Here is a 26590-nt window from a genome sequence, read left to right on the forward strand (position 1 = left end):
CGCGAAGAACGGTGCGGCCCTTGCGGACGCGCCGCTGTTTTGCGGGGCCACGCCAGTTGGCAGCGTTGCCGCCAACCTGACCGCGCGCATTTAGTCCATCCACTTAAATCTCGATGAGACCACGTCGAACCGGAACCGTCATTGCGAGCGTAGCGAAGCAATCCAGGGCGTCCTGATCCGGCTCTGGATTGCTTCGCTGCGCTCGCAATGACGATTGGGTCAGCGCCTTGTCATCCTGATCTAGCGCGTGGGTGCAGGCGCGGCATCGATCGCGGCGCCGAGCGGGTCCTTGCCTGCCACCGCCTCGCCGTTCGCGGTGAAGTCGAGCAGCTCGTCGGCGCGCCGGTCGTAGCGCGGCCAGCGGGGCAGCCCGGCACCGTTCGGATCGCCGGTCTTCGCGAAATTGACGACATAGCGGCTGATCGTGCGCGCCATCCGGCGGTCGCGCGCGGTGGTCGCATCGCCATATTTGATCGCGGCGGTATCGAAGAAGAACGGAATGTCGGTCGCGTGCCCGGCCCCCGGCTTACCCAGGCTCTCCGCGGCATAGGAGAAGCGATAGTGATAGGCCGCCGCGCCGGCCGCCGCGATCGCACCGGCGAGCTGCCGCGCGCCGCCGACCATATAGCCGGTCGACCCGCCGATATCGTTGTCGGTCGCCCCGATCATGATCGGCACCTTCGGGAACGCGCCGTAGCGATAGGCAGCGGCGGCATCGACCGCGACGACCCCGTCGGCATAGGGGCTGGCGAAGGTCTTCACGCCCGAGGCCGGGGTGAACATCGCGGCCAGGTTGAGCCCGTCGGTCACGGTATCGGCCGACAGCGCGCGCAGCCTGGCAAGCGCAGCGGGGTCGTCACGCGCGATGCCCTTGCTCGCTGCAAAATCGACACCGATCTTCTCGGTGCCCGCGAGGCCATCGGTGCCGCGGCTCCGTCCATCGCCGCCCGACATCACGATCGCGCGCGCGAACAGCCCGCGCGCCAGCGGCGAGGTGACCATCGTGTTCACCGACATGCCGCCCGCGCTCTCGCCGATGATCGTCACGTTCGCGGGGTCCCCGCCAAAGGCGGCGACGTTGCGGTGGATCCACTGGAGCGCGGCGAGCTGATCCATATAGCCGTAATTGCCGAGCCGCCCCTTATCGGGATCCTGCGCGGTCAGTTGCGGATGCGCGAAGGTGCCGAACCGTCCCAGTCGATAGTTGAAGCTGACGAACATCACGCCCTGCTTGGCGAGATTGGCGCCCGAATAGGTCGGCGGCGACGCGCCACCGTTGACGAAGCCGCCACCATAGATCCACACGATCACCGGCAGCTTCGCCGTGGCACCCGCGGGCTTCCAGACGTTGACGGTCAGGCAATCCTCGGCCGGCGTGGTGCCGAGCGGCGCGGCATCGCTGGGGAACGGCAATTGCATACAGTCATGGCCGTAATCGGTCGCCGGCAGCACCCCCTCCAGCGCGCCGCGGGCTGCGGCGCACGCCAGCGCAAGGGCCCCACCGGTGGCGCAGCGAACGGAATGCCTTTCCAGCTTGCCACGCCATCGGCGGTGCTGCCCGCGACCTTGCCGGACTCGGTCGTCACGGTCTGCGCCTGCGCCGCTCCCGCCGACAAGGCGCTGCCCATCGCCAGCGCGATCATTCCTGCTTTCATCGTCACCTCTCCTGCGCCCGGTGGGCTGCCGTCACGACCACGATCGCACCCGCGCCGTTCACCACAAAGCCTTAAATACAAAAGCGATCGTCTTGAGCATGATGATATGAAATCGCTTCAAGCCGTCATTGCGAGCGCAGCGGAGCAATCCAGAGCGTCCTGGCCATGGCCCTGGATGGCGTCGCTGCGCTCGCAATGACGATACCGGGTAGCCGTGACGTCATCACAATCTGATCCAGGCGACTTGAACCATCCCTGTTTGTACCCCGGCGAAGGCCGGGGCCTAGGTGGGAAGGCTGAGGAGATGGAGTGCGACGCACATCGATAGCGGCCGCCAGCTAGGCCCCGGCCTTCGCCGCGGTGACGCATTGGCTTGGATGGATCACACTCTAAGCTACGAGAGTGCAGGCTTTGCTTGGCATCCACGGTACAGCCGGGCAAACCAGCGGAATGTTGTCATCGCTCCTTTTTCTCGCACTTCAGGCTGCGGCGCCCACCGCCCCCGCGGTGCCCCCGCTCGCCGCGGCAACTGCCTCGGCGGCACCTGCCGCACGATGGCCGGTGCGCGAGGCCGATTACGTCATCAAGGATTTCCGCTTCGCGTCCGGTGAAACCCTGCCGGCGCTGCGCATCCATTACAGCACGCTCGGCCAGCCACATCGCAACGCGCGCGGTGAGATCGACAATGCCGTGATGGTGCTTCACGGCACGGGAGGAACCGGCAAACAGTTCCTCGTTCCGCAATTCGCTGACGAGCTGTACGGTCCGGGGCAGCCGCTCGACATCCGCCGGCACTGGATCATCCTGCCCGACGGCATCGGCCATGGTGGCTCCTCCAAGCCGTCGGACGGGCTGCGGATGCGCTTTCCACGCTACGACTATGCCGACATGGTGGAGGCGCAATATCGACTGCTGCGCGACGGGCTCGGCATCCGGCGGATGCGATTGATCATGGGCACGTCAATGGGGTGTATGCACAGCCTGATGTGGGGCGAGGCGTATCCCGATTTTGCGCGCGCGCTGATGCCGCTGGCGTGCGAGCCGGTGCAGATCGCCGGGCTCAACCGCATGTGGCGACAGTTGCTGATCGACGGCATCAAGGCGGACCCCGCCTGGGCCGGCGGCAATTATCGCGAACAGCCGCTGCAAGGTCTGCGGACCGCGCAGACCGCATTGTTCATCGCGGGTGCCGCCCCGCTCAACCTGCAGAAGCTATATCCGGATCGTGACGCCGCCGCGGCGTTCGCGCAGGAGCGCGTCGCTGCAGCCATCGCACGGCTCGATGCCAACGATCTGATCTATCAGGTGGACGCCTCGCGAACCTACGATCCTTCCGCCAAGCTCGCGGCGATCACCGCGCCGCTCGTGTGGATCAACTCGGCGGACGATTTCATCAATCCGCGCAACCTCGACTATCCGGCGCAGGCGGTTCGCCAGATGAAGAACGCACGCTTTCGGCTGATCCCCGAGACGGCCGACACGCACGGCCACGGCACCCACACATGGGCGGTCAATTGGAAGGCCGATCTTTCCGAGCTGCTGGCGCGGACGGAAGCGGATCGCTGACCGACCCCGCCGGCCGGCTGGGCACGTCATGCGCGGAGACGTGATTGAGCGTGATGACCCAGCGGCCGGCGATCTTGCGGAACAACCGCGTGTTTACGCCCTCCGCCGCGCGCACGGGCCGTTCGAGATGGTAACGGCCCACCAGCATCGCCGCGTCATCGGCGAGCAACTCGACCTTCATGTCGTAGAAGTGCAGCGTGCCGCGCGTCTGCGGTGAGGCACCATAGTCTCGGACATAATGGTCGAGCGTTCCCTGCCAGCCGTCCTGAAACCTGCCGCCGGACACGAAGACGACATCGGGATTGCTGAACCCCTTCATATAGCCGCGGAAATCGCCGCGGTTCCACGCTTGCTCCATTTCCGCGACCACCTTCAGGATCGCGGACCTGTCCTGCGTGGGATCGGCTGCGGCTGGCGATGCCAGCAGGAGCGCCGCCGCAAGCGGCCAAGGTCGTTTCCGCATCATCGGCGCCAGAAAACCGAATTATCCCGGCGAGATCAAGGCCGCTGCAATATCGCGGGGAACGGCGCCTGCGCTGGTCCGGCGGGATCGCGCAGGGCATTGCGGATGCCCGCATCGGCACTGAGCGGGATCGCCATGCCGTCGGTCTTCTCCAGCAACGCGAACAACTTGCCGCTCATCCGCTCGGCCAGTTCCTCATGCCCGGGCCGCGCGACCAGATTGTTGGTCTCGTGCGGGTCCTCGGCGAGGTCGTACAGCTCGTCGATGTCCCAGATGCCGTGGAAGTGCATGTACTTGTACCGATCCTCGCGCAATGCGTGGACGGTGGGCGTCTGCGGGAAATTGCGCTCCCAATAATATTCGTAGAGCAGCTCCCGCCGCCACGGGGCGTTCGGGTCGCGCACCAGCGGCAGCGCATTGCTGCCCGCCATGCCCTCCGGCGCGCGCAGCCCCGCTGCCGCCAGCAAGGTCGGCGCGATATCGATATTCGCGACTACCTGCTCGACGACGCTCCCGGCCGGAAACAGTGCCGGGCAACGCGCGAGCATCGGGATGCGCATCGATTCCTCATAGGCGGTGCGCTTGTCGATCAGCCCGTGCTCGCCGAACATGAAGCCATTGTCGCCGAGGTAGAGGATCAACGTATCGTCCAGCTCGCCGCGCTTCTCGAGCAGGTCCATGATCCGCGCCAGCCCCTCGTCGACCGCCAGCAGCGTCTCCATGTAGCGCTTGTAGTAATCGCCGATGTCGAGCGTGCCGTGATACGGAAAGCCGACCCCGTGCCAGCTGTTGCGCTGGTTCTCGACCCACATCGGCCGCCCCGGCGCGCCGGGCTTCATCGACGCCGGATAGCGGAAGGTTTCCTTGTCGTACCGCCCCTTGTGGCGCTCGGCGGGGATGAATTCGGAATGCACCGCCTTGTGCGCCAGATGCATCATCCACGGCCGCCCCGCCGGGCGCTTGCCGATCCAGTCGAGCGCGTAATCGGTCAGTTCGTCGGTGATATAGCCCTTCTGCGGCACGCGTCGGCCGTCGACGTTCAGCCCGTCGGCGCTGGGCAGATAGCTGCCCTGCCCCTTGAAGCTGACCCAATGGTCGAACCCCGGCTGCGGCGCGTCGCCCTCGTCGCCCATATGCCATTTGCCGATGAACGCGGTGTCATAGCCAGCGGCTTGGAGATATTCGGGATAGAAGACCAACCCCGGCGGGATCGGATGGTTGTTGTCGACCACCTTGTGCTGATGCGCGTACAGCCCGGTGAAGATCGACGCGCGGCTCGGCGAACACAGCGCCGTGGTGACGAAGGCGTTGCGGAAATGCGTCCCCTCGCGCGCCAGCCGGTCGAGCGTCGGCGTCTCGCCGAAATCCTGCGCCTTCATGAAGCCCATCGCGTCATAGCGATGATCGTCGGTCAGCACGACGAGGATGTTGCGCGGGCGCACGCCCGGCAGCTTCGGCAACCGCCGCGAACGCCGCGGTGCCACCCCCGCCGCCGATGACGCCCCCGCCGCCATCGAATACAGCCCGAAAGCGCCGCCGGTCCCGGCCAGCAGCACGCCACGGCGCGTCGTATCGTCGCTCATCGTCAGAAATCCTTGCGCAGCAACAGCCCGGCATAGCGCCGATCGTCGCGCGGCACGAACCGAACCGTGCCCGCGAACGTCCCGTTGGTCAGGAAGCTGGCATAAGGCGTGTCGGCGATATTCTTGACGTACGCGCGCAACTGCCACCCGTCCCCGGGATGGAGCAGCGCGACGCTGGCGTTCCAGATCGCATAGGCGGCCTGGACCGTGTTCGGCGTCTGCGCGAGCGAATATTGCACCTTGCTGCTGAACGTCACGTCGCTTTGCAGCTCCAGCGACAGGCTGTCGGACAGCGCGAAGCGATAGGTCGCATTCTCGAACAGCCGCACCTTGGGCGCATAGGGCAGCGGCTGGCCGTTGATGTTGCAGCTCACCGGCGCGCCGACCGGGCAGTTGAAGTCGCGCACAGTCGCATCGGTATAGGCGCCCGACAGGTCGAAGGTGAGCCCCTGGTCGGGCGCAGCGTCACGTCCGCCTCGACGCCGCGCGACCGCACCGAACCGGCGTTGATCAGCCGCGTCACCGGCGCGCCGCCGACGGTGTCGGTGAAGTTCGCCTGATACCCGTTGAAGTCGGTGGTGTAGACCGCCACCGCATAGCTCAGCACACGGTCGGCGGTGCTGCCCTTGATCCCGCCCTCGTAGGAGTTCGACGTCTCGGCGCTCAGCGGCACCTCGTCGAGCAATGTCGTCGCATTGAGCGAGCGCATGTTGAAATAGACGTTGTACGCCGGCCCCTTATAGCCGCGCGAATAGGTGAAATATGTCTGCGCATGTTCGCCGAGATCGAGTTGCAGGCCGAGGCGATAGCTGTCGCCGCGCGCATCGGTGCTGCCCTTCGCATTGTGATAGGCGCGGATACCGGGGCGATCGAGCGATGCCGCCCCGCTGTTGGTCGGATCGTTGCTCGACGTGCGGACGTGATAGAAATCGAGCTTGTCCCATGTCGAGCGATAGCCGGCGATCGCGCGGAAATGCTCGGTGAAGTTGACGTTCGCCTCACCGAACAGCGCGTAATTGTGGTTGGTGATCCCGTAATTCGCGACCCCGGTGGTCGTGGTCTGCGTCGTCCCCGCAAGGGTCGTCAACGCGCGCTGGTAGCGCTCGTCGGTCTGCGCGCGCAGGTAATAGGCGCCGAGCACGTAATCGATCAGCCCGCCGCGCGGCGAGGTCAGCCGCAGCTCCTGCGAGAACTGGCGGCTGTCGACGCTTCCGTCATCCCCCCGTTGGGAAGGTCGCGGTCAGCTGCGCGAGCCCGTCGTAATCCTGCCGCTGATGGTTCAGCCATTGCCGCCACGCGCTGATCGAGGTCAGCTGATAGTCGCCCAGCGAAAGATCGGCGGTCAGCGACCCGCCATAATTTTCGTCGCGGACGTTGGTATCCAGATCGGTGGCCAGCCGGCGATTGCCCGGCCCTGCGACGATCCCCCGCGCGGCCAGCGCAGCCGCGAGCGGCGCGGAGTCGGTGATCGCGCGCGTCGGATAAGCGATCTGCTGCGTCGATTGATAGACGCCCGCCACCGTCTCGCGCGTGTTGAGATAGTCGCCGATCGCGGTCAGCTTCAGCGCGTCGAACGGTGTCACCACCAACTTGCCCCGCGCGCCCCAGCGGCGCGAGCCATTGGCGTCATGCCCGGTCACCACGTTGCGCAAATTGCCGTCGAAGTCGCTGTAGAGCCCGCCGATCAGCGCCTGCACCTTGCCCGGTACGATTGCGCCCGACACGCCGGCCTTGATGCGATATTCCTGATCGGTGGTCGCCCCCGCCTCGCCGAAGGCATGGAATTCGTCGGTCGGGTTGCGGGTGACGATGTTGACGACGCCCGCCGAGGCGTTCTTCCCGAACAGTGTCCCCTGCGGCCCGCGCAGCACCTCGATCCGCTCGACCTCGCCCAGATCGAGCGTCGACTGGCCGGGGCGCGTCAGCACCACGCCGTCCAGTACCGTCGAAACCGATGGCTCGACCCCCGGTGAGGTGGTGATCGTGCCGATACCGCGGATGAAGACGGTGCGGTCCTTGTTCGACGCCCCGCTGCGGAAGCCGACCGACGGGATCGACGCCGCGATCCGTTCGAGATTGTTCAGCTGCCGCTCCGCCAGCGATTTGCCGTCCACCGCGGTGATCGCGATCGGCACCTGCTGGAGCGACTCGTTACGAAAGCGCGCGGTGACGACCACGTCGCCGTCTGCAGCGGGCTTGGCGGGCGCCTCGGTGGTCGATGCCGGCGCCTCCTGCGCAGCGGCGGGAAGGGCGAACAGCGAAAAGGCAGTGGTAGCAAGCAGCACGGGCAGGCGTCGGTCGATCATCTGGTCCCCTTTCAGATCACCCGAATGTTAATACCTACTTCGTCCATCGGGTATAAAGAAGCGCATCGCAGCTACGCAGCCCGCCTTTAGGCATGTGCGCGGGCGCCAATGCCCTCGCCCCTGGACAGGGGAGAGGGATAGCGGAGCTTGCCAGCTTTGCTGGCTAGCGCAGCTTGGGTGAGGGTTGAGCGAGCCGCAGGCTCGCGCGCTCGCCTGCGCGAGCGCCCCCTCACCCAGCGTCGACCAAGACTTTGCTGCGCAAAGCCTGAGGCAAAACACGGCCCGTCGATCATCACCGCAGCGACCATCAACCCTCCCCCTCAACCGGCACCAGCCGTGGCAGCAGCAACTGGATCCAGCCCCACGCCGCCAGATAGGCGACGCTGGCGAACAGCAGCAGCGGCAGATAGCCCAGCCCCGCCGCGAGCGTCAGCCCGGCGATCTTGGCGATCGCGACCCCGCCCATATTGCCGCAGAAAGCGCCGAACGCCGTGACGCGCCCGACACGCTGTTGCGGAACGATGTCGGCGATCATCGCGAAGACGTTGGTCGAGAACGCCTGATGCCCCGCCAGCGCCAGCGCCATCAACAGGACCGCGACCGGGTAACTATGCGTCAGCAACGCGAGCGGGATCGGCGTCACCGCCAGCGCTCCGCCCAGCAGCAGCCCCTTGCGCACGCGATTCAGCGATGCGCCGCGCCCCAGCAATCGGGTCGGGATCGCACCGCCCAGCAAGGAGCCGATCGCCGCCCCGCCATAGGCCAGCGCCAGCGGCACGCCGAGCGCCACGCCCGACAGCCCGAACTGGCGGTGGAAGAAATCGGGAAGCCAGAACAGCAGCAGCCACCATGTCGCGTCCGACAGCAGTTTGGCGCCCGCGACCGCCCAAGTCCTCCGGTCGCGCAGCATCGGTGCGGAGGGCAGCGGCGACGCGGCGTCCTTGACCTTCGGCGCGGCGAAGGAGACCCCGCGCGCCGCGACCAGCCATGCCAGCGCCCATAGCAGCCCGACCACGCCGACCGCGACGAACGTCCCGCGCCACCCCAGCGACAGGCCGAGCAACGGGATCGCGAGAGGGGCGAGGATCGCGCCCAGACTGTTCGCGGCATTCCCGGCCCCGAACCCGGTCGAGCGCCAGCGCGGCGGCAGCACCGCAGTGATCGTCTTGATGCCCGTCGGCGTTCCCATCGATTCGGTCGCGCCCAATGCGACGCGTACCGCGACGAACTCGGTCATCGAACGCGCCCAGCCATGCAGCAGCGCCGCGACGCTCCACGCCGCGACCCCGACCGGGTTGGCCCAGCGCACGCCGAGCCGATCCGCGATCCAGCCGCTGAACAAAAAGCCGACCGCCGCCCCGCCCTGGAACCACGCTGCGAGCGTCCCGTAATCGTTGTCGCTCCAGCCGAGATCGCTGGCGATCACCGGCTTCAGCACCGCGATCACCTGTCGATCGACGAGGTTGAGCACGCCCGCGGTAATGACCAAGGCAAACAACAGGCTGCGGTGCCGCCCGCTCAGTTCCGCGACATTCTTCATGCAGCCAGCATGGCGGTCGCGCCACCGGCTCAACGAGACACTTTCTCTATCGCGCCGCCAAGCGGGTCACAGCACCAGCGGCGCATGGTCGATCCGCGGCAGAACGTGGCGCGCGAACAGATCGGCCTCGGCGGCATGCGGATAGCCCGACAGGATGAAGGCATCGATCCCGGCGGCACGATACGCCTGCAATTTGGCGAGCACCTGATCGGGATCGCCGACGATCGCCGCGCCGCAGCCCGATCGTGCGCGGCCGATTCCCGTCCACAGGTTCGCCTCGGCATAGCCGTCATCGGCGCCCTCGCGCAGCTCGGCCTGCCGCCGCACCCCCGCCGATTGCGAGTCGAGCGAGCGCGCCCGGATCGCCGCGCCGGTCGCGTCGTCCAGCTTCGACAGCAGCCGGTCCGCGGCGGAGCGCGCCTCCGCCTCGGTCTCGCGCACCACGACATGCACGCGATAGCCGAAGCGCAGGGTGCGCCCATGGCGTGCGGCGCGCGCGCGCAGGTCGGCGACGATCCCGCGCACGCCCTCCATCGTGTCGGGCCACATCAAATAGACGTCCGCGCCCTGCGCCGCCGCCTCGCGCGCCGCCTCGGACAGCCCGCCGAAATAGAAGGACGGGCAGCGCCCCGACACCGTCGTAACCCGCGGGGGATCGAGCCGGAGCTTCCAGAACTCGCCGTCATGATCGAGCGGCTTGCTGTCCAGCAAGGTGCGCAGGATGTGCATCGCCTCGACGGTCCGGGCATAGCGCGGCGCGCTGTCGAGCGTCTCGCCGGGCAGGTCGCTGGAGATGATGTTGACGGTCAGCCGGCCGCCCAGCATCCGGTCGATCGTCGCGATCTGCCGTGCCAGCTGCGGCGGCCAGCTTTCGCCGATCCGCACCGCCATCAACAGCCGCATCCGCCGGAGCAGCGGCGCGATCCCCGCGGCAAAGGCGGTGGTGTCGATCCCCAGCGCATAGCCCGAGGGGAGCAGGCAATTGTCATACCCTGCGGTCTCGGCCTGGAGCACGATGTCGCGGCAATGTTCCCACGTCGACCGCAGCGCCGGGTCGGGCACCCCCAGGAACTCGTAATCGTCGTCGCACAGGGCGGAGAACCAGCTGATCTCGCACGGTCCCGGGGTCATCGTCACGGTATTGCGCTCCATCGGTGTCGGGCAATGCTCATGACAGCCCGTCGCAGCGGTCGCCAGATGGGCCGGCTTTGGCCCCGTAAAGCTTTGCCCTGTTGTCGAGCGCCCATCATCGGCGGGAAAGCGCCCGCTGGCAAAGGACGAGGACCGACGATGACGGCAAAAATCCGGTACGGCGTGGTGGGCACCGGCATGATGGGGGTCGAGCACCTCCGCAACATCGCGCTGCTGCCCGATGCCGAGGTCGTCGCGATCGTCGATCCGGTCGCCACCTCGCTCGGCTGGGCCAGGGACGCGCTCGGCGACCGCGCGGCTGCGGCCGAGAGCTTCGACGACGTGTCAGCCTTCGCGCGCGCCGCTCGGGTCGACGCGATCGTCGTCGCCTCGCCCAATTACACCCACCGCGCGGTGCTGGAGCCGCTGTTCGGGATGGACGCCGCGATCCTCTGCGAGAAGCCGCTCGCCACCACGTTGGCCGACGCGCGCTGGATCGTCGAGCGCGCCGCCGCGCATCCGCGTCCGTTCTGGACCGGGATGGAATATCGCTTCATGCCCCCCGCCGCGGCGTTCATCGAGCAAATCCATGCCGGGCGGGTCGGCACGCTCAGGATGCTCTCGATCCGCGAGCATCGCTTTCCGTTTTTGTCGAAAGTCGGTGACTGGAACCGCTTCGCCCGCAACACCGGGGGCACGATGGTCGAGAAATGCTGCCACTTCTTCGATCTGATGCGCCTTATTATCGGGTCGGAAGCGGTACGCGTCTATTGTTCCGGTGCGACGGACGTGAACCATCTCGACGAACTGTACGACGGCAAGCGACCCGATATCATCGACAACAGCTTCACCACCGTCGATTTCGCGAACGGTGTTCGTGCGATGCTCGATCTCTCGATGTTCGCCGACGGTGCCGAACACCAGGAAGAAATGTCCGCCACCGGTGACGCAGCCCGCCTCGACGTCCTGATTCCGCCCGGAGATCTGGTATTTAGCCCGCGTGTCGGTTTCGGCGGCACGAAGCGTGTCGAGCGCACCCGCGTCGCGGTCGACCCTATCGCGCGCGCCGCCGGCAGCCACGAAGGCGCCTCCTTCTACCAGCACCGCGCCTTCGCCGCAGCAGTACGCGGCGACAGTCTTGTACAAGTAACGGCCCTCGACGGCCTACGCGCCGTAGAGATCGGCGTTGCTGCCGAAATCAGCGCCCACGAACATCGTGTCGTCGAGATCGCAGAACTAGGTGACCTGAACTAACGATATACGGGCTATTCAGCGCTGCTTCTTTGTGATCGTCGCGGTGAAGTCCGGGTCTTTCTTCGCGACCCAGTCGACGAACTTGCGCACATTGGGATTGTCCAGCAATCCGGCGACGTTCGTGCCATGTCGCTGCAGCTCGGAATTGGTGAAATTGGCCACCAGTGTCTGCTGGCAGATCGAGTGCATCGGCACGACATCGCGCCCACCCCGGCTTTTGGGCACGGGATGATGCCACACGATCGTCTTGCCGGTCGGTCGGCCACAAAGCCAGCACGGCACCGGAGCGGCCGGGGCGTCGTCTTCCGCGGGCAGGTGATCGTAGGGATCGTATTTTGAACGTCTGGCCATAGCTCGATCTGGATTGCTTGAATGGCGCGGTTGTAGCGAAACGAAGCGCCCTATCATACGGGAAAGCGGCGCGATCGGCGCACCAGCGTCGCGCGGCAGCAGCAGGTGAGCCAGTCCATGGCCATCGTCCTCGCCCGGTCCTAGACCGGCGTGATGGAAAGGCTTCTCCGGCGCGCGCGCCATCCGCTCACTCTGGCCCTGATGCTGACCTCCGCCGCGGCAGCACCCGATCCGGCGATCGGCCGGTGGCGAGCACAGGCGGCGCGGGTGACGATCACCCGCGACGATTGGGGCATCCCGCACATCCATGGCCGCACGGACGCCGATGCGGTGTTCGGCATGTCCTACGCGCAGGCCGAGGACGACTTCGCGCGCGTCGAGGCCAATTACCTCACGGCGCTCGGGCGAACCGCGGAGGCCGATGGCGAAGAGGCCGTCTGGGCGGACCTTCGCCAGCGGCTGTACGTCGACCCAGACGAGTTGCGCGCGCAATACACCGCCAGCCCGGCCTGGCTGCGCGCATTGATGGATGCCTGGGCCGACGGGCTCAACTTCTATCTGGCCGAACATCCCGGCACAAAGCCGCGCGTGCTCAGCCACTTCAAGCCGTGGATGGCACTAAGCTTCACAGAGGGGAGCATCGGCGGCGATATCGAGAGGATTTCGCTGTCCGACCTCAAGACCTTCTACGGTCGGCCGACCCCGCCCAGCCCCGAAGAACGTGGCACGATCCCGCGCGAGCCGTCCGGCTCCAACGGCATCGCCATCGCACCCCGGCTGACCCGCGATGGCCGTGCATTGCTCCTCATCAATCCGCACACCAGTTTCTATTTTCGGTCGGAAGCGCAGGTGTCGAGCGACGAGGGCCTGAACGCCTATGGCGCGAGTACCTGGGGGCAATTCTTCGTCTATCAGGGCTTCAATGCGCACGCTGGATGGATGCACACGTCCTCGACCGTCGACAATGTCGACCAGTTCGTCGAGGCTGTAGCACGACGCGGCGACGGCTGGATCTATCGCTACGGGCGCGAGACTCGCCGCGTCACCGAACGCCCGGTGACGATCCGCTTCCGCGCAGCCGACGGCAGTCTGCGCGAGCGCCGTTTCACCACATGGCGGACGCATCACGGCCCGATCGTGGCAGCGGAGGACGGCCGCTGGGTCGCGACCGCCTTGATGTGGCGGCCAATCCCCGCTCTCGAGCAAAGCTGGTTGCGCACCAAGGCGATCGACCTCGCTGCCTATCTGAAGGTCGCCGAGCGGAAGGCCAATTCATCGAACGACACGCTGTTCGCGGACGACACGGGCGCGATCGCGTTCCTGATGCCGCAATTCATGCCGATCTCGCGACGATCGCTTCGATTACACGCGTCCGGTCGACGGCAGCGATCCCGCGACCGACTGGCGCGGGCTGCACGCACTTGCCTCCCTGCCGAGCGTCGTCGATCCGCGGGTCGGCTGGGTGCACAACACCAACGACTGGCCGTGGAGCGCCGCTGGCCCGGACAGTCCACGCGCAACCGACTATCCCCGCTACATGGATCAGGTCGGCGCCAATGCGCGCGGTGAGCACGCCGACCTGCTCCTGACCGGCAAGCACGGCTGGACGCCCGAGCGATTGCGCGCTGCCGCCTATGACTCCTATCTGCCCGCCTTCGCCCGCTTAATTTCCGAGCTTGTCGCGGCGTGGCGCGCGCTACCGGCCGCCGACCCGCGCCGCCGCACCTTGGCCGCGCCGATCGCGATGCTGTCGCGCTGGGATCATCGGTGGCGTTCTGATTCCGTGGCAACCAGCCTCGCCGTATTCTGGGGTGACCAGCTCTGGAGCGAGGTCGGCAGCTTCGCGCAGGCCGAGCGGATGAACGTGCCCGACTATATCGCGCAACGCGTCGATGCCGCTACGCGGCTTGCCGCCCTGGAGACGGCGGTCGAGCACCTGACACGCGATTTCGGCACTTGGCGATCGCCATGGGGCGCGATCAATCGCTTCCAGCGCTTGGATGATATGTTGCAGCCGCACTTCGACGACGCACGGCCATCCACGCCCGTACCCTTCACCTCCGCGCAATGGGGCAGTCTGGCATCGTTCGGCGCGAAGACCTGGCCGGGCACCAAGCGTTATTACGGCACGAGCGGGAACAGCTTCGTCGCGGTGGTCGAATTCGGTCGGCGCGTGAAGGCGAGCGCGATCATGGCTGGAGGGCAAAGCGGCGACCCGGCCTCGCCCCATTTCGCCGACCAGATCGACCGCTACGCCTCCGGGCGGCTGCGTCCGATCTATTTCTACCCGGACGAACTCACCGGCCATGTCGAGCGCCGCTACCATCCCGGCACGGATTAGCCGCTGTCCTGGACGCGAAATGGCGGACCGAGCTATTGAGCGCTTGGCAGCTTCATACCGAGCAAGATCAGGCGATCGCCTGTGATCCCGAACCAATGCGGCACCCCCGCCGGGATCAGGATCACATCACCCGCCCGAAGCGATCGAGACGTGCCGCCCTCGATCCGGTCACCGTCGACCAGCCCTACTTTGCGAGTGACCGGCGCGATCAACGTGCCGCCCGACAGAAGCGTCCCCGCGCCTTCCAGAACGATGGCATATTCGGCTTCGGCCGGATGCACTGCCGGCCGCCCCGGCTTTTTCCACACCTCGATCGCCGCGACGCGTGAACCATCGCGGACAAGCGGACGCCAGGCGAAGCCCTGATCGGGCTTCATTTCCTCAAGCATCGTCGCAATCTGTGCGCGAACCGCGGCGTTGCTCGCGAAATTCGTGGAGGCGTCCGCATGATTTTCGCCATTTGCCTGCGCTACGGCAGCCGTGGGGCCGATGGCCTCCGCTCCCGACGCGAACAGCAATGCCATCACGATTCTGCTGCCGATCATCCGCATCTGCGCCTCGCCTTTGTAGGCCAGCAAGTTTGCACCAGTGACGGGTCGGGACAATAGAAGTAATTGCATTTGCACGGTTTCTACGACCAATTTGCCACGTCGCCGCGGTAATGGCCCGGCTGGATCGTGGAGAGGAAAGACGTATGCGAGCAGCCCTGATCGCGGCAGCCATCGCCGCTACCGGGTCAACCGTCGCCGGCGCCGCGCCGCCCCCTCCACAACCGATCGCAGCGCGTCCACCAACGCGGCTACAGGGTCCGTTCGAACTGCACTCGCGTATCTACCCCGGCACGGTGCGACGCTATTGGGTGTACGTACCCGCTGACTACGATCCCGCCCGACCGCCGAACCTGCTGGTGTTCCAAGATGGACAGCGCGCGGTGAACCCGGACGGCACGCTTCGTCTTCCGGCAAAGCTGGACGATCTGATCCGCGAACGCGCCATACCGTCCACGCTGGGCATCTTCGTGACGCCCGGCCATCGCGCCGCTCACTATCCAACCGACCTCGGCATGAACAATCCCGACCACCGCGTCGAAGAATATGACTCGCTTTCCGATGACTATGCGCGGGCGACGCTGGACGAAGTGCTACCGGCCGTCGCGAAACGATGGCATTTCACGAGCGATCCGCGACGTCGCGCGATCGGCGGCACCTCCAGTGGTGCGATCGCCGCATGGACGGTCGCGTGGCGGCATCCCGATGCGTTCGGCAACGTCCTGAGTTTCATCGGAAGCTACACGTCCATCGGGCTCAAGCTCGCTCCGAACGGCAGGCCACTCGCTTACGGTGGCGACACCTACCCCGGCCTGATCCGCAAATCGCCGGTCAGGCCGCTGCGCGTCTTTCTTCAGGATGGTCGCAACGACCTCGACAATGAGCATGGCAATTGGTTTCTCGCCAACCAGCAGATGCTGAAAGCCTTCGACTGGGCAAATGCACAGGCCGCGGCGGAAGGAAGCGCGGGGGCTCGCTACGACATCAATCACGTGTGGACCGATGGCGCGCATTCAGACGTCGACGCGGGCACGCTGCTGCCGGATGCGCTCCGCTGGATCTGGCGCGATCAGGGAGTGCGGTAATCAGGGCAGAAGCGGCGGCGCGGGATCACGGCACGCTGGCATGCGGGTAAGTCAGGGATCGCCTTTCCCTTGAAAAAGCCAGAGTCGAGGCCATCTTACGCTCAACATCAACAACGGAAAGGAGGTGGTCGAATGTCTCATTGTCATACGCCGGCATCGGCGAAGGGTGAGCGGATGATCGCTTCGGCGGGTCGTGTCCTCGCCTGAACAACCGCCGGCTTCGGCCGACAATGGAAGGGCCGCTCCTCAAGGGGCGGCCCTTCGCTTTAAAGGCACGCCGAATGCGTGATCTCTTCGATGCGCCGCTTCTTCCCGGTCTTGTAGCCGCGGACGATTTCGTCCCGGTGGCCGAGGAACGCGACCTTGCTGCCGCTATCGATACGCTCGATCTCCTGCCGTTCCGCTTCCAGGGCTGGGAAGGCAAACGGCTGACGCACAGCTTCGGCATCCATTACGACTTCGACAAGGGCGCGCTTGCCGCGACCGAACCGATGCCCGACTGGCTCGCGCACGTTCGTGATCGCGCCGAGCGCTTTGCCGGCCTGCCGCCCGGCACCCTGCGACAGGCGCTGCTGATCCGGTACGATCCGGGCGCGGGGATCGGCTGGCATCGCGATCGGCCCCACTTCGAACATGTGGTCGGGATCTCACTGGGCGCGGAGGCGGCGATGCGGTTTCGGCGTCGTACGGACAGCGGATTTCTGCGCCGCACGCTGCCGCTGCCCGCGCGCGGCATCTACCACCTTCATGGCGAGGCGCGGTACGATTGGGAGCACAGCATCGCGCCCATGGAGGAAACACGCTGGTCGATCACGCTGCGCAGTCTTTCCGAGCGCGGCCGAACGGCTATGGGGTTGCCATGACCCGATGGTTGCACAGTGCCAATGAGACGCCGACTTCGTCGTCATCGACGTCGAAACCGCGTGCTCGCGCGTCAGCAGCATCTGCCAGGTCGGCATCGTTGGATTTCGCAACGGGCGCGAGGTGTTCGCGTGGGAGACACTGCTCGATCCCTGCGACGAATTCCACCCGATGAACAGCCGCATCCACGGCATCGCCGAGCACCACGTCATCGGCCAGCCGACCTTCGCGCACGTCCATGCCGTGATCAACGGGCATCTGTCCGGCGCGATCACGGTGGCGCATTCGATGTTCGACAAGGGCGCGCTCGCGGCGGCGTGCCGTATGCACGCTTGTGCCGAGATCGAGACGATGTGGCTCGACAGCGTTCGCGTTGCGAAACGGGCTCCCAATCACAAGCTCGGCGGCCTCGCGCGCTTTCTGGGCGTCGAGCATCGCCATCATGACGCGCTGAGCGATGCGCGCGCCGCGGGATGGGTGATCGTGCGGGCGATCGAGCATACGGGCCTGTCGCTCGACGACTGGATGGCGCCCACCCGACCACCCGGTCCGGCCCCACGAGCCGCGGCCTCTGGTCCACTCTCCGGCGAGCGTGTCGTCATCGTCGGTGAGCCGCGCGACGGCCCATTGGCGCACGCCGTCGCGGCGGCGGGCGGCGTTGTCCGAAGCTCGGTCGGCAGCACGACCACATTGGTGGTGATCGGCGGCGATCCGCGGTTCGAGACATGGCTGCGGACCGATCCGCAGGTGCGGAAGGCCGAACAAGCGATCGGCGCAGGACAGCGACTCACCATCGTCACCGCCCGCTCGCTTGATCTTATGGCGTTCGCTTTGCCGCGCTCACCGAAAATTGCGCCTGCTCCGCCGGGCATTAAGCCGCCATGCCACGCAAGCTGAAGGTCTTCCGCACGCCGATCGGGTTCCACGACGCTTATGTGGCGGCATCCAGCCGGAAGGCGGCGTTGCAGGCATGGGGTGCGGACGTCGATCTGTTCGCGCGCGGCGCGGCTGAAGAGGTCAGCGACCCGGACTTGATGAAAGAGCCGCTTTCCAGACCGGGCGAGGTCATGCGCAAGATTCGCGGGACGAGGGAGGAGCATCTGGCCGCGCTGCCCGACACCCCCAAGCGCACGAGCAAGAAGTCGGCCGATACCGCCAGCATGGCACCTGCCAGGACCAAGGCGGCACCCACAAAGAAGACGAAGCCGCGACCGTCCCGAGCGCGGCTGGATGCGGCGGAACAGGCGATCGACGAAGCCGACCAACGATATGAAGCGGCCCGCCGCGACCTTGCGGATCGGGAGGCGGCGCTGCGGGCGGAACGCCAGGCACTGGATGCGGATCACGACCGGGAGCGCCAGCATCTCGATAAGGCGCGGGCAGATGAGGACGGTCGCTACAAACGTGCTGTGAAGAGTTGGCGCGAAGGCTGACTGCGCCGCTCCTCTCCCTTACGAAACGACACCTATGCTGGCGCGTTTGTTGCCCATGACCATGCCAATCCTTCTTTCCGTGCTTTCCTTGGCGGCCGCGACCCCGACGAGCCTTTCGGCATTGCAGTGGGAGAAGCGGGTCCTGCTCATTTCGGCACCCGCCGAGCAGGATCGCTGGCTTCACGAGCAGCGTCTCATCATGACGCGCTGGAAGGCAGCGGCCGAGGATCGCGACCTCCAGGTGATCGAGATCATCGGCGAGAAAGTAACCGGCGTCAGCGATGCCCCCGCCATGCTGCGCAAGCGCTTCAACTTGCCGAGCGACCGCTTCTCGGTGGTCCTGATCGGCAAGGATGGCGGACTCAAGATGCGCCAGACGCGTCCCATCGCTGCGGCGCTTCTCGAGGAGACAATCGACGCGATGCCGATGCGCCGGCAAGAAAAGCGCTAGTCGCGGCCTTGACTATCCCGTTGGGAGCGAAGGACCACCGAGATAGGGTGCCGCCCACTGCAATCCCTCGCGGGTGTCACCCGCCGGCGCATATTCGCAGCCAATCCAGCCCTCATAGTTCATCGACGCAATTCGGTCGAACAGCCACGGGAAGTTCAGCTCACCGGTGCCCGGCTCGTGGCGGCCGGGATTATCGGCGATCTGGATATGCCCGATCTGCGGCAGCAGCCGTTCGATCGTTCGTGCAACGTCGCCTTCCATGATCTGCATGTGGTAGACGTCATACAACAACCGCACGTTGTCGCGCCGGACGGCGTCGATCACGTCAAGCACCGCATCGGTACGATCATAGAAATAGCCCGGCATGTCGATGCGGGTATTGATCGGCTCCAGCACAAGCATCACGCCGTCCGACGCCACTCGATCCGCCGCCAACCGAATGTTGACGATCAGCGTGTCGGACCATTGCGCCCGATCGGCATCCTTGGGGATCTTACCCGCCATCAGGTGTAGCGTCCGACACCCTGTCGCGCGCGCATACGTCAGCGCGAGATCGACACTCTGCGCAAACTCCGCTGTCCGCGCCGGATCGGCGGCAAAGCCACGCTCGCCCGCTGCCCAATCGCCCGGCGGTAGATTGAACAAGGCGACGGTCAGGCCATGCCGCCGTGTCGCTTCGGCTATCGCTTCGGGCGGATCGGCATAGGGCGAGACGAATTCCACCGCCTCGAAGCCGGCTTCCGCCGCAGCGGCAAAGCGGTCGAGGAAGGGCAGTTCGGTGAACAGCATCGTCAAATTGGCGGCCAGTCGCGTCATGCGTGCATCTCCTGCGGCAGCACCAGCACTGCCCTGAAATCATTGACGTTGGTCCGCGTCGGCCCGGTCAGCAGCAGATCATCGAGCGTGTCGAACAGCGTGGCGCTGTCATGCGCGGCGAGAAAGGCATGGGCATCCAAAGCCGCCATCGCTGCACGGGCGATCGTGTCCGGCGCGATCAATGCTCCGGCAGCGCGGCTCGCACCATCCTCACCGTCGGTGTCCGCGGCGAGCGCCCAGATACCGGCTTGGCCACCCAGCGCACAGGCCAGCGATAGCGCGAACTCGGTGTTGCGGCCGCCACGCCCGCAGGCGCTTCCCGCGAGCGTTACCGTGGTCTCGCCGCCGGACAGGAACACCGTCGGCACCGCGACGCCTGCCAGCGCCAATCGCGCCATCTCGGCACCGAGCGCATGGCTTTCGCCTTCCAGATCGTCGCCCAGCATGACGGGCGACAAGCCCATGGACCGGGCCGCGCCAGCGGCGGCGGTCAGCGCGGCGGCGGGGGTGCCGATCAGCCGGAAGTCGGCCTTCGCGACCGTGGGCGAAGACGCGACCGGCGCGAGCAGCCGTTCCGCTACCGCCGACGGCAATTGATGCCCAAACAGCCCGACCACATGGCTGAGATCAGCATCGGCGGTCGGGTCCGGTACCGATGGCCCCGAAGCGATCGCCGCGACATCGTCGCCGGGGATATCGCTGATCCCCAGCGTCACCACGCGCGCTGGCTGCGCGGCGGTGAGCAGCTTGCCCCCTTGATCGCCGACAAGCGCCGCCGCACCATGTTCATCGTTCGGATATCCAGCCCCGAGGCGAGCAGCAGGCGGCTCACCTCCTGCTTTTCCGCCAGCGTGATGCCCGAGGCGGGCAAGGCCATCACCGACGATCCGCCGCCGGAGATCAGCACCAGCACCAGATCGTCGGGGGACAAGGCGCCGACCATCGTCAGGATATCCCGCGCCGCCGTTTCGCTGGCGGCGTCAGGCACGGGATGCGCCGCCTCGCGCACCATGATCCGCCCGGCCGGCGCGCCATAGCCATAAGGCACGACCACCAGCCCGCTCAGCGCGACATCGGGCCACGCCGCATCGACTGCCGCCGCCATTGCCGCCGCGGCCTTGCCCGCCCCGACCACCACGCAGCGCCCGACGGGTCGTTCGGGCAGATATTGCGCCAGCATATGCGTCGGATCGGCGCTTGCCACTGCCACGTCGAACAGGTGGCGCAACGCAGCGCGGGCCTCGCGATCGGTCCACGCCGATGCGATCAGATTGGGGGCGGCGCTCATGCCAGATCAACCGCCACGACTTCGTGCAGCTTCACCTGCGGCACCTCGACGATCAACCGGTCACCGTCACGCCGATAGACGGCGTCGCGTTCGGCCTCCAGCAAGCGGACTGTGGCGGGGTTGGCACCCGCCGGCAGTTGCAAGCTCACCTGATAGGGTCCCGCCGGAATCACCTCGCGCATATAGCCGCGCATCGCCATCGGATTGGTCAGATTGACGAGATGCGCCGCGATCGAATTGCGCTGCCGCCAATAAGCGACGTCGAGCAGGCCAGGACCGGTGACCGTCATAGGCTCCTGCGCGTTCCCTGCCCAGGCCACTGCGTTGCGCAGCACCGTCAGATGGTCCCCGGTCGAATTCTCCCAGAAGGTCCGATCGAGATCGAAGGGGAAATATACCACCCGCCCTTTCCCGAAAGTACGCGCGAAGACCATCGGCACGTCGGTGCTGCGCGTCGCGGTATAGACCTTCTCCATCGGCAGATCGGGGTAACTCGGCACCGCCGTGAAGGCGGCACGCATCCGCGCGTCATGCGGGCGGACATGCACCAGCTTCGTGCCCGCCATGATCCGCGGCGTGTCGTCCAGCCCGACGGTCAGCGGATGCGGGCCGCGCACCGACAAATAGCTGTTCGCCACCCGCTGGTCGACGCGCCCGGCGTAATCGCAGCCGAACAGGTCCGCGAGCCCGAAGTTCGCGCGCCGGTTGCCCCATTCGTCGCACAGGGCCGTCTCGTGGGTGGCCACGATCGCGCCGCCGCGCCGGACATAGCCGCGCAACGCCGCGCATTGTGCGTCGGACAATGCGGCGATGTTCGGCAGCACGATCACGCGGTAGCGATCGATCGCCGCGGGCTCGAGCAACCGTTCGTCGACGAAGGCGAACGGCACGCGCGCCTCGACCAAAGCCTGATAGAAACCGTTGGTCGCATCGTCCGAGCCGCCGCGCAGCGACTGCGCGTCCTGCGGCCCGCCTGCGCCAGTATCTCGCGGCACTTCAGGCACGTAATAGGTGTTCGTTTGCGCGGAATGGAGCATCGCCACGCGCGAGAGATTGTCGGTGTTGCGGAAATACTTCTCGTGCCGGGCGTGCCACGCGTAGGAATCCTCCACAGCGGGCACCCAGCGTTTGTCGAACACCTCCGCCTTGAACTTGGTCATCCACGGGCGAAAACCGTGCGCCAGACCGTCGTGCAGATAGGCGCGGATCTCAGTCGGCGCCTGTACGGAATCCATGAAACGATAGGGGGTTGCGGTCTCCCCGACCGCGAAGATGCCGCTCACCGGGCGATCCGGCATCAGGCAAGCTGTTTCCTTCGCGCTGCGGCCGTTCAGCCATGCGGGTGCGTTGCCGCTGCGCGCTTGCCGGTCTGCAAACAGCGCGCGTGCGGTGCGGCGCAGCCGGCGCGGGTCGAGCCGCCCCCAGGTGCCGGGCGTGAAGAACGCCTGCGGGTTCACGCCGGTGACAGTACGCGCCCATAAATCGAGCTGTTCGTAGCGCATCTCGTCGTCCCAGACGAGGTAAGCACGGACTGCGGGATCACCGACATCCTTCAGCGTTGCAGGAATTGCCTTGCCGCTCGCCTTGTTGAACTTGGTGCGGCACACGTCGCAGTGGCAAATCCCCGCACTCCCAGCCCAGCGGTTGCCGAAGATGCCGTCTACTGGGTAGCGGGAGACGATTTCGCGGAGCACTTGCGGCATCCAGTCGAACGTCACGGGGCCATTCGGGCACGTCAGGTACAGTTCGGGATCGGCCGGGTGACGCTTTGGTTGGCCGGCGGCGTCGCGGGCGGCCCATTCGGGGTGCGCCGCGAGCGCATCGGTGCGCATCGCGTGAGGATCGACACGCGCCAATACACGGATATCCATGGCTTTGCAGGCGTGGACCAGCTCGCCGAACATGTCGCCGTCGCCCAAAAAGGGGCTGCGATAGTGGAACGGGACCTGCGTCGGGTAGAAGGCGGTGACGCCACCGGCGCTAAGACATACCCCTTGTGTGCGGGTGCGTTGCAGGAAATCGAGCCAGAATTGCTTGTCGTAGCGGCCCGGGTCGTCCTCGGTAGCGCAGATCTGCACCCAGCGCATCGGGCCCCATTCCCAGCCGCTGCCCGGTGCCTGGGCGCGCGCCGCGCCGCCGGGGAGCGCCGCCGCCGTTCCCAGCATCGCCGCCGCCCCGATCACGCTGCGGCGGTCGATCCCCGCGTCGTTGCCGATCATGCCACCCTACTCCCCGGCGATCATCCGCCCGGCATCTGGCTAATCTTTTTTACCACCTAACGCAACAACGTATTGCTGCGACACGGCGCGTGCGCCGTCACCAAGAGTGAATCTCGATCGATCCTACTCAAAATCGCCCGCTCAGCAAATTTGGATAGTTTTACTTGCCAACAAGAACGATGGTCAGCTAGCCATGGCGCAGACGCCCGCAGGGTGCAGCGCGAGAGGAATGGTATGTTTCGTCAATTGGTTACGCCTGTAGCCGACAATCTACCCCTATCGTTCCTGCTGGCAACGCTGCCGATCATGACGGTGCTGCTGCTGCTCGGCGTGGTGCGTCGTCCGGCGTGGCAGGCGTCGCTCGCGGGCGTGGCGGTCGCGCTGCTGCTGGCGGTGACCGTCTGGCGATTGCCGGTGGGCATGGCGCTCAACAGCCTCGCGGCCGGCGCCACCTTCGCCGCCTGGCCCGTGATGTGGATCGTGCTCAACGCGCTGCTGCTGTACAATGTCGCGGTCGCCTCGGGCAGCTTCGCGGCGTTCAGCGACTGGATGGTGAGGCACCTTCCGAACGATCGCCGCGTCGCGTTGATCGTCATCGGTTTTTCGTTCGGCTGCCTGCTGGAAGGCGTCGCCGGGTTCGGGACGCCGATCGCGATCACGAGCGCCTTGCTCATCACGCTTGGCTTTCCCGCGGTCGAGGCGATCGTCTTCACGTTGATGTTCAATACCGCGCCGGTGGCGTTCGGCGCGCTCGGCTCGCCGATCATCACCTTGGGCGCGGTCACGCAATTGCCCGACGTGGCGCTGGGCGCGATGGTCGGACGGCAATTACCCATTATCGCGCTGCTGCTGCCCTTCTACGTCATCGCGGTCTATGGCGGGGTCCGCGCGATCCGCGGCGTGTGGCCGGTGCTGCTGGTCGCGGGCGGATCATTCGCGTCGATGCAATTCCTGTCGTCCAATTTCCTCGGCTATGCACTGACCGACGTGCTGTCGTCGCTGGCGTCGCTGATCTGCACCTTGTTGTTCGTGAAGCTGTGGCGCTTCGCCCCCGATCCCGCCTTCGCGCTGCGCAACGTCGCGCCCGATCAGGCGCCGGCGCCCGCGCCTGCGAGCAACGGCCTCAAGGGGTGGCTGCCATGGATCGTGCTGTCGGTGACGGTGATCCTGTGGGTGCACCTGAAGGTGAATGCGATCGGCGAGACGAAGCTGGAGTGGCCGGGGCTCCACAATGCGATCTTCATCACCACCTATGGCAAGGCCTATGCCGCGATCTGGAGCTTCCAGCCGCTCGCGACCGGGACCGCGATCCTCGTCGCGACCGTCATCACCGCTTTGCTCGTCCGGCTGTCGCCCGCGCAACTCGCCGCCGCCGCGAAGCGCACCTTGCGCCAGATCCGCCTGCCGCTCGCCACGACGATGACGATCGTCGGCCTCGCCTATCTGATGAACTATTCGGGCATGGCCTATACGCTGGGCGTCGGGGTCGCCTCGGTCGGGCCGCTGTTCCCCTTGCTATCGGCCTTCCTCGGCTGGCTGGCGGTGTTCCTGTCGGGTAGCGACACGTCCGGCAATGCGCTGTTCGGCAATCTGCAGGTCGTGGCGGCACGCCAGCTCGATCTCAACCCGGTGCTGATGGCCGCCACCAACGCCTCGGGCGGGGTGCTGGGCAAGATGATCTCGCCGCAGAATATCGCCACCGGCACCAGCACCACCGACTGCCGCGGACAGGAAGGAGCGATCCTCGCGCGGACCTTCAAGCACAGCGTGTTCCTGACGCTGGTGCTGGGCGTGATCGTGATGATCCAGCAGCATCTGCTGCCATGGATGATCCCGTCGTGAAGCGCGTCGCGCTCGCCGCGCTGCTGCTCGCGGGATGCGCGCACGGGGGCGACTATCTTCCTCGCTTCGCCGCGGCCGAGCGACAATCGCTGCCGTTTGCGCCGATCACCGCGACACATGCAGATACGACGATGGCGGAAGCCTATCGCCTGCAACGCCGCTACGTCGCGATGCGGCGGCGGTCGGGCGACCGCATTGCCGGGTACAAGGGCGGGCTGATGTCGCAGGCCTCGCTGGCCGGACGTGGGGTGCGCGAGCCGCTGGTCGGCGTGCTCTTCGCCGCCGGGAGCGCCGATGATGGAGGGACGGTGTCGCTATGCGGATACAGGCGCGCCGCCTTCGAGCTGAAGCTGGGCCACCGTGACGGGCAGGTGCTGCCGGTCATCGACCTGCCCGATATCGCCTATCGCGACCCCGATCATTATGGCGCGGTCGACATGGTCGCGGCGAACATTTCCGCAGCGCGCTATGTACGTGGCGTGGCGCAAGCGGCGGACGGGCGCGACCTCGATGCGCTGCGCGTCACGCTGCGCCGGGATGGAGAAATGATCGCCTCCGGGGTGTCGGGGGAGTCGCTGGGCGGGCAAATCGCGAGCCACGCCACGGTGCGCGATCTGGCAGTGCGGGCCGGTTATGCGCCGCGCCCGGCCGACTTGATCGTCACGGGGAAGATCGGCGATCGTGGCTGGTTGCTGCCCGGGCGCTACGTCGCGGATTACGGGGCGCTGGGGCGGGTGACGTTCACCGTCGCGGCGTGCGCGGCGTAGAGGGTGATTCCATCCAAGCTAGAGTTTGATCCAGCTGACTTGAACCATCCCTGTTTGTACCCCGGCGAAGGCCCGGGCCCAAGTGGAAAGGCTTAGGAGATGGAGTGCGACGCACATCGATAGCGTCCCCCAGCTGGGCCCCGGCCTTCGCCGGGGTACACATGGAAATGGTTCAAGCCAGCTGGGTTAAACTACGGCATCCGCTTGCCGTCATGCCGGACAACGGGATCGGGCAAGCGCCTGATCGTCACGCCTCGGCGGCGCGCGCCTTCTTCGTTGCGACGATATCGCCGCGTGCCAGCCGGCGAATGCTCGCCTCCAGCCGCCGTTCGGCCTCGTAGATCTCGCGCTGCGTCCGCATCGCGGTGGTCATGTGCAACCGCGCCGCGTCGCGCGCGCCTTCCACGTCACCCGCCATGATCGCGTCGTAGATCGCCTGATGCTCGCGCAGCTGCGAATCCTTCTCGCGGCGATGCTCGTAGAGGTTCTTGCGATTGAGATAGACGTTCGACCGCAAGATGCTCTCGATGCTGCGCATGAAGTGCATCATCATGAGATTGTGGCTCGCCTCGTAGATGGCGAAGTGAAATTCGGCGTCGGTGCGCGCGATCTCGTCGACGTCCTGCGCCTCATGCGCGACCGTCATCGCCTGGAAACAGCGCGTGATCGCCTCGCGGTCGACCGAGGAGGCGCGCTCGGCCGCGAAGGCGGCGGCGGCCGCTTCCATTTCGGCGCGCAGCTCCAGACAATCGATCCGTGCCTCGGGCGTGTCCATCAGTTGCAGCAGCGGATCGCGCAGGCTCTTGCCGATCTGGTTGCTGACGTGCGCGACGCCCTGCGCATTGGTGGTCAGGAAGCCGGCGGCGATCAGCTTGTCGAGTGCTTCGCGCAGCGACGGACGCGACACGTCGAGCTTCGCCGACAGCTCGCGCTCGGACAATAGCCGCTCGCCGGGGCGCAGCGAGCCCTCGAGGATCATCTGCTGGACATGTTCGGCGATCGCATCGGCCAGTTTGGCGGGCCGAATGGAGGGTGCGTTCATCGGGGTGCGCCTGAAAACATGATGCAGATATAGCGCTGCCCGTGCGCC

At 66.3% G+C, this 26590-nt stretch carries 24 protein-coding genes and 3 pseudogenes; 11 read left to right on the plus strand and 16 right to left on the minus strand.

Annotated features, from left to right (window positions below; genetic code table 11):
- Positions 1-240: 240 nt before the first annotated feature.
- Both QP166_RS19015 and QP166_RS19020 read right to left on the minus strand, forming a co-directional pair.
- Positions 241-669 carry a carboxylesterase family protein gene (locus QP166_RS19015; RefSeq protein ID WP_443027251.1) on the minus strand — a complete coding sequence of 143 codons (429 nt, stop codon included), beginning with the start codon at positions 667-669 and terminating at the stop codon, positions 241-243.
- Between the two features lie 21 nt (positions 670-690).
- Positions 691-1628 (minus strand): annotated as a pseudogene (locus tag QP166_RS19020) (carboxylesterase/lipase family protein); the annotation flags it as partial.
- Here QP166_RS19020 and QP166_RS12535 point away from each other — a divergent pair.
- Positions 1522-1854 (plus strand): hypothetical protein, encoded by a 333-nt coding sequence (locus QP166_RS12535; protein ID WP_333917398.1) that lies wholly within the window; start codon positions 1522-1524, stop codon positions 1852-1854. The pseudogene QP166_RS19020 and the gene QP166_RS12535 overlap by 107 nt on opposite strands.
- Positions 1855-2105: 251 nt before the next feature.
- On the plus strand, positions 2106-3221 hold the full coding sequence (locus QP166_RS12540) for an alpha/beta fold hydrolase (protein WP_333916204.1): 1116 nt from the start codon (positions 2106-2108) through the stop codon (positions 3219-3221).
- Here the strand turns inward: QP166_RS12540 and QP166_RS12545 are convergent.
- From QP166_RS12545 to QP166_RS12575, 7 genes are all read right to left on the minus strand, one after another.
- Positions 3166-3684: a YybH family protein gene (locus tag QP166_RS12545; protein ID WP_333916205.1), complete on the minus strand. Its 519-nt coding sequence runs from the start codon at positions 3682-3684 to the stop codon at positions 3166-3168. The genes QP166_RS12540 and QP166_RS12545 overlap by 56 nt on opposite strands.
- Positions 3685-3719: 35 nt before the next feature.
- Positions 3720-5267 carry a sulfatase family protein gene (locus QP166_RS12550; protein WP_333916206.1) on the minus strand — a complete coding sequence of 516 codons (1548 nt, stop codon included), beginning with the start codon at positions 5265-5267 and terminating at the stop codon, positions 3720-3722.
- Between the two features lie 2 nt (positions 5268-5269).
- A complete protein-coding gene (locus QP166_RS12555) occupies positions 5270-5674 on the minus strand; it encodes a TonB-dependent receptor (protein ID WP_333916207.1) in 405 nt (134 codons plus the stop codon).
- Complete coding sequence (locus QP166_RS12560) at positions 5638-6447, minus strand: TonB-dependent receptor domain-containing protein (protein ID WP_333917335.1); 810 nt, start codon at positions 6445-6447, stop codon at positions 5638-5640. Before QP166_RS12560 ends, QP166_RS12555 begins: the two co-directional genes overlap by 37 nt.
- A 34-nt stretch (positions 6448-6481) precedes the next feature.
- Entirely contained in the window at positions 6482-7573 is a 1092-nt protein-coding gene (locus QP166_RS12565; protein ID WP_333916208.1) for a TonB-dependent receptor, read from the minus strand.
- Positions 7574-7880: 307 nt separating this feature from the next.
- Positions 7881-9146, minus strand: a complete 1266-nt coding sequence (locus tag QP166_RS12570) for an MFS transporter (RefSeq protein WP_333916209.1) — start codon at positions 9144-9146, stop codon at positions 7881-7883.
- A gap of 33 nt (positions 9147-9179) precedes the next feature.
- The gene (locus tag QP166_RS12575) at positions 9180-10244 is read right to left on the minus strand and encodes an LLM class flavin-dependent oxidoreductase (RefSeq protein ID WP_333917336.1); all 1065 of its coding nucleotides are present in this window, start codon (positions 10242-10244) and stop codon (positions 9180-9182) included.
- Between the two features lie 159 nt (positions 10245-10403).
- Here QP166_RS12575 and QP166_RS12580 point away from each other — a divergent pair, with 159 nt between their 5' ends.
- The gene (locus QP166_RS12580) at positions 10404-11498 is read left to right on the plus strand and encodes a Gfo/Idh/MocA family protein (RefSeq protein ID WP_333916210.1); all 1095 of its coding nucleotides are present in this window, start codon (positions 10404-10406) and stop codon (positions 11496-11498) included.
- A 15-nt stretch (positions 11499-11513) separates the two neighbouring features.
- Here QP166_RS12580 and QP166_RS12585 read toward each other — a convergent pair whose 3' ends face one another.
- A complete protein-coding gene (locus QP166_RS12585) occupies positions 11514-11849 on the minus strand; it encodes a hypothetical protein (RefSeq protein WP_333917337.1) in 336 nt (111 codons plus the stop codon).
- Between the two features lie 153 nt (positions 11850-12002).
- Here QP166_RS12585 and QP166_RS12590 point away from each other — a divergent pair.
- Positions 12003-14190, plus strand: a pseudogene (locus tag QP166_RS12590) (penicillin acylase family protein).
- A gap of 32 nt (positions 14191-14222) precedes the next feature.
- Here the strand turns inward: QP166_RS12590 and QP166_RS12595 are convergent.
- Positions 14223-14831, minus strand: a complete 609-nt coding sequence (locus tag QP166_RS12595) for a cupin domain-containing protein (protein ID WP_333916211.1) — start codon at positions 14829-14831, stop codon at positions 14223-14225.
- A 20-nt stretch (positions 14832-14851) separates the two neighbouring features.
- Here QP166_RS12595 and QP166_RS12600 point away from each other — a divergent pair, with 20 nt between their 5' ends.
- The 5 genes from QP166_RS12600 (at position 14852) to QP166_RS12620 (ending at position 18568) form a co-directional block, all read left to right on the plus strand.
- On the plus strand, positions 14852-15823 hold the full coding sequence (locus tag QP166_RS12600) for an alpha/beta hydrolase (protein WP_333916212.1): 972 nt from the start codon (positions 14852-14854) through the stop codon (positions 15821-15823).
- A 281-nt stretch (positions 15824-16104) separates the two neighbouring features.
- The gene (locus tag QP166_RS12605; RefSeq protein ID WP_333916213.1) at positions 16105-16686 is read left to right on the plus strand and encodes an alpha-ketoglutarate-dependent dioxygenase AlkB; all 582 of its coding nucleotides are present in this window, start codon (positions 16105-16107) and stop codon (positions 16684-16686) included.
- 43 nt (positions 16687-16729) lie between these two features.
- A complete protein-coding gene (locus QP166_RS12610) occupies positions 16730-17581 on the plus strand; it encodes an exonuclease domain-containing protein (RefSeq protein ID WP_333917339.1) in 852 nt (283 codons plus the stop codon).
- A complete protein-coding gene (locus tag QP166_RS12615; RefSeq protein WP_333916214.1) occupies positions 17566-18117 on the plus strand; it encodes a hypothetical protein in 552 nt (183 codons plus the stop codon). Before QP166_RS12610 ends, QP166_RS12615 begins: the two co-directional genes overlap by 16 nt.
- 34 nt (positions 18118-18151) lie before the next feature.
- Positions 18152-18568 carry a DUF4174 domain-containing protein gene (locus tag QP166_RS12620; protein ID WP_333916215.1) on the plus strand — a complete coding sequence of 139 codons (417 nt, stop codon included), beginning with the start codon at positions 18152-18154 and terminating at the stop codon, positions 18566-18568.
- A 12-nt stretch (positions 18569-18580) separates the two neighbouring features.
- Here the strand turns inward: QP166_RS12620 and otnI are convergent, their stop codons facing one another.
- The 4 genes and pseudogenes from otnI to QP166_RS12640 all read right to left on the minus strand — a co-directional run bounded on the left by otnI (position 18581) and on the right by QP166_RS12640 (position 22891).
- Positions 18581-19384 (minus strand): 2-oxo-tetronate isomerase, encoded by an 804-nt coding sequence (gene otnI / locus QP166_RS12625; RefSeq protein WP_333916216.1) that lies wholly within the window; start codon positions 19382-19384, stop codon positions 18581-18583.
- Positions 19381-19848 carry an MOFRL family protein gene (locus tag QP166_RS12630; RefSeq protein ID WP_443027252.1) on the minus strand — a complete coding sequence of 156 codons (468 nt, stop codon included), beginning with the start codon at positions 19846-19848 and terminating at the stop codon, positions 19381-19383. The genes otnI and QP166_RS12630 overlap by 4 nt, the downstream gene beginning before the upstream one ends.
- Positions 19849-20010: 162 nt before the next feature.
- Positions 20011-20672, minus strand: a pseudogene (locus QP166_RS12635) (DUF4147 domain-containing protein); the annotation flags it as partial.
- Positions 20669-22891 carry a ThuA domain-containing protein gene (locus QP166_RS12640; protein ID WP_333916219.1) on the minus strand — a complete coding sequence of 741 codons (2223 nt, stop codon included), beginning with the start codon at positions 22889-22891 and terminating at the stop codon, positions 20669-20671. The pseudogene QP166_RS12635 and the gene QP166_RS12640, both read right to left, overlap by 4 nt.
- A 234-nt stretch (positions 22892-23125) precedes the next feature.
- Between QP166_RS12640 and QP166_RS12645 the strand changes: the two genes are divergently transcribed.
- Both QP166_RS12645 and QP166_RS12650 read left to right on the plus strand, forming a co-directional pair.
- Positions 23126-24733: an L-lactate permease gene (locus tag QP166_RS12645; RefSeq protein WP_333916220.1), complete on the plus strand. Its 1608-nt coding sequence runs from the start codon at positions 23126-23128 to the stop codon at positions 24731-24733.
- On the plus strand, positions 24715-25500 hold the full coding sequence (locus tag QP166_RS12650) for a 2-keto-4-pentenoate hydratase (protein ID WP_333916221.1): 786 nt from the start codon (positions 24715-24717) through the stop codon (positions 25498-25500). The genes QP166_RS12645 and QP166_RS12650 overlap by 19 nt, the downstream gene beginning before the upstream one ends.
- Positions 25501-25747: 247 nt before the next feature.
- On the opposite strand, the gene QP166_RS12655 is transcribed toward QP166_RS12650, so the two are convergent.
- Complete coding sequence (locus QP166_RS12655) at positions 25748-26542, minus strand: FCD domain-containing protein (protein WP_333916222.1); 795 nt, start codon at positions 26540-26542, stop codon at positions 25748-25750.
- Between the last annotated feature and the right edge of the window lie 48 nt (positions 26543-26590).

The organism is Sphingomonas sp. LR60 (genome assembly GCF_036855935.1).
In the GTDB taxonomy this organism is placed as follows: domain Bacteria; phylum Pseudomonadota; class Alphaproteobacteria; order Sphingomonadales; family Sphingomonadaceae; genus Sphingomonas.

What these genes read in the sequence shown, in the direction of transcription:
- QP166_RS19015 (WP_443027251.1), bottom strand. Translation starts at nt 669, where the DNA reads ATGATCGGGGCGACCGACAACGATATCGGCGGGTCGACCGGCTATATG.
- QP166_RS12535 (WP_333917398.1), top strand. Translation starts at nt 1,522, where the DNA reads ATGCCTTTCCAGCTTGCCACGCCATCGGCGGTGCTGCCCGCGACCTTG.
- QP166_RS12540 (WP_333916204.1), top strand. Translation starts at nt 2,106, where the DNA reads ATGTTGTCATCGCTCCTTTTTCTCGCACTTCAGGCTGCGGCGCCCACC.
- QP166_RS12545 (WP_333916205.1), bottom strand. Translation starts at nt 3,684, where the DNA reads ATGCGGAAACGACCTTGGCCGCTTGCGGCGGCGCTCCTGCTGGCATCG.
- QP166_RS12550 (WP_333916206.1), bottom strand. Translation starts at nt 5,267, where the DNA reads ATGAGCGACGATACGACGCGCCGTGGCGTGCTGCTGGCCGGGACCGGC.
- QP166_RS12565 (WP_333916208.1), bottom strand. Translation starts at nt 7,573, where the DNA reads ATGATCGACCGACGCCTGCCCGTGCTGCTTGCTACCACTGCCTTTTCG.
- QP166_RS12575 (WP_333917336.1), bottom strand. Translation starts at nt 10,244, where the DNA reads ATGACCCCGGGACCGTGCGAGATCAGCTGGTTCTCCGCCCTGTGCGAC.
- QP166_RS12580 (WP_333916210.1), top strand. Translation starts at nt 10,404, where the DNA reads ATGACGGCAAAAATCCGGTACGGCGTGGTGGGCACCGGCATGATGGGG.
- QP166_RS12585 (WP_333917337.1), bottom strand. Translation starts at nt 11,849, where the DNA reads ATGGCCAGACGTTCAAAATACGATCCCTACGATCACCTGCCCGCGGAA.
- QP166_RS12600 (WP_333916212.1), top strand. Translation starts at nt 14,852, where the DNA reads ATGGCCCGGCTGGATCGTGGAGAGGAAAGACGTATGCGAGCAGCCCTG.
- QP166_RS12605 (WP_333916213.1), top strand. Translation starts at nt 16,105, where the DNA reads ATGCGTGATCTCTTCGATGCGCCGCTTCTTCCCGGTCTTGTAGCCGCG.
- QP166_RS12615 (WP_333916214.1), top strand. Translation starts at nt 17,566, where the DNA reads ATGCCACGCAAGCTGAAGGTCTTCCGCACGCCGATCGGGTTCCACGAC.
- QP166_RS12620 (WP_333916215.1), top strand. Translation starts at nt 18,152, where the DNA reads ATGCTGGCGCGTTTGTTGCCCATGACCATGCCAATCCTTCTTTCCGTG.
- otnI (WP_333916216.1), bottom strand. Translation starts at nt 19,384, where the DNA reads ATGACGCGACTGGCCGCCAATTTGACGATGCTGTTCACCGAACTGCCC.
- QP166_RS12630 (WP_443027252.1), bottom strand. Translation starts at nt 19,848, where the DNA reads ATGGGCTTGTCGCCCGTCATGCTGGGCGACGATCTGGAAGGCGAAAGC.
- QP166_RS12640 (WP_333916219.1), bottom strand. Translation starts at nt 22,891, where the DNA reads ATGATCGGCAACGACGCGGGGATCGACCGCCGCAGCGTGATCGGGGCG.
- QP166_RS12645 (WP_333916220.1), top strand. Translation starts at nt 23,126, where the DNA reads ATGTTTCGTCAATTGGTTACGCCTGTAGCCGACAATCTACCCCTATCG.
- QP166_RS12650 (WP_333916221.1), top strand. Translation starts at nt 24,715, where the DNA reads ATGGATGATCCCGTCGTGAAGCGCGTCGCGCTCGCCGCGCTGCTGCTC.
- QP166_RS12655 (WP_333916222.1), bottom strand. Translation starts at nt 26,542, where the DNA reads ATGAACGCACCCTCCATTCGGCCCGCCAAACTGGCCGATGCGATCGCC.